This window comes from Paenibacillus koleovorans NBRC 103111, from assembly GCF_004000845.1.
Taxonomy (GTDB): Bacteria; Bacillota; Bacilli; order Paenibacillales; family NBRC-103111; genus Paenibacillus_AA; species Paenibacillus_AA koleovorans.
Window position 1 is genome coordinate 1 of the sequence record NZ_BIMA01000234.1, and the last position, 2124, is coordinate 2124.

General features: G+C 40.2%; 2 protein-coding genes. Both read left to right on the forward strand.

The annotated features are described in order from the left end of the window. The coding region (locus PKO02S_RS31905; RefSeq protein ID WP_164821827.1) for an RHS repeat domain-containing protein at positions 1-1642 on the forward strand (1642 nt) is incomplete at its 5' end. A gap of 30 nt (positions 1643-1672) precedes the next feature. Beyond that, positions 1673-1897, forward strand: a complete 225-nt coding sequence (locus PKO02S_RS31910; protein ID WP_127589312.1) for a hypothetical protein — start codon at positions 1673-1675, stop codon at positions 1895-1897. Positions 1898-2124 lie beyond the last annotated feature (227 nt).

The window sequence follows — 2124 nt, forward strand, 5'->3', positions numbered from 1 at the left end:
AAATCGCCGTCAGATGACAGATCCGTTTGGTGGCAATGTGTACTACTGGTACGATGATCTGAACCGTCTGTCCAGTGTAGGACAGACTTTGGAAGATGTGGATACCACATTTGAAGATCACGATGTGGAGTATACCTATTACAAGAACGGTCAGATGAAGACAATTCAGCAAAAGAATGGAGTAACAAGCAATTTCACATATGATGGATTCCGACTTGATGCATTGACCCATAAGAAATCGGATGGGACTGTTCTAAACGCTTACGCTTACAATTACGATAACAATGGGAACATCACGAATCGAGTGGAGAATGGTTCATCTAAGACTTTCACTTACGACAATCTGAATCGGGTTGTAACTTCCGATGTCCAGTCTCAAACATTTGGCTATGACGTTCGGGGGAATCGGAACAGTTTCACTAGTGAGAACCCCACCGAGTCGCCAGACGCGACATATGAGTACAATAGTCGGGATCAATTGGTGAAAGTAACAACTGTTGCTGGAAAGATTGTTAACTACAAGTATAATGGCGATGGGCTTCTAACAGAGCGCATAGAGAATGGTGTCACAACCCGCTTGTACTACGACGGTGGTTCTGTGATTGCAGAAGGGACGGTAAGTGGCGGGACGGTCGCGCTTAAAGCGAGGTACATCCGAGGAAGCGGACTTGTGGCCCGTCAGGATGCGAATGCGGAGAAGAGCTACTACTTGCAAAACGGTCACGGTGATGTGGTTGAACTTAGGGATTCCACGGGGAATACTCGCTTGAACCAGTACACGTATGATATCTGGGGAAATCCGCTGACGGCTACTGAGTTTGTAGCGCAGCCGTTTCGATACAGCGGCGAGTATTGGGATAGTGTAGCTTCATTGCAGTATTTACGTGCAAGATGGTATGATCCGAGTATAGGACGCTTTATTAATGAGGATACGTATGAAGGGCAGATTTCAAATCCGCTGAGTTTGAATTTGTATACATATGTGCATAATAATCCTTTAATTTATAGTGATCCGACTGGTCACGCTGCAATTGGACAATCAACAGCAGTCTTTGAGATCAATAAAAAAATTAGTGATGCTAAAATAAGTTATGAGAGAGCAAAGAAAGATGGAAATACCGATGGAATGAAACAACAATCAGCGATTGCTGTTGGTTTGAGGACTGAAGCCGCTAAAACATTAACAGCAGATGAACAGAAACAGATCTTGACCGCTGATGACGACCCTTTTCTTTATCACCAATTTCAAGATCCAAAAACAAAAGAAGTATCTACAATAGGTCTTGATGTTCGTGGAAATGTTATATACGAGGAACAGGAAAATTACTCTTATACGACACAGCAGAACACAACTAGTACAGTCGAGAAATGGAATGCAGAACTAGGAAAAGCAGCAATTGGTGTATATATCGGTTATGCAATTACTTCAAGTGCAGTATGGACAACAATCAGTGGAATTTCTGCTGGAGTAATACTTCCTGGTGATCCTGATATTGGTACAACTACGACAATGATTTGGAGAACTGATTCTAATGGAAATAATCAAAATTTTGTAATAGAATCAGAGGGTAATGTAGGTATTAAAATGACAAAATATTGGACTAAAACTTGGTGGGATGAGTTTAAGGAGATGTTTTTTTAGTTGGGATGAGTTTAAGGAGAGGTTTCCATAGTGAAGATCCAAAAAATATTATTCTTTTCTTTGGTTGGGTTTACTCTATTTGGTATTATTGCATCAGTGGGTGGAATAAAGTTTAGTTTGTTCTTTTTTTTAATAATCTATTTGATTGCCATTATCGGAAGTAAGAATAAAACTAAGAATAAATGGATTGGAACTTTATTGATTATATTAGTTTTAGTAATAATCTTATTATTCGAAAAAGTTATTTACTGGTAGTTACTTAGTCAAAGTATTAGAAGGCCACTTGCTGACGGCCTTCTAAAGTTTATTAAGGGGAAAGTTAAGCAAGGGTCAAATAAGGGAAGACAAGAAAAATCTGGAGCGTCAGGATGAATCCTGGCGCTTCAGATCGTTGTGTCAGTCGTGGTGTATATTACCACCTGTCAGGTTTATTTCTGGTAGGGGCGAAGTACCTGAGCCGCCTTTCAAACCATTTAATATTT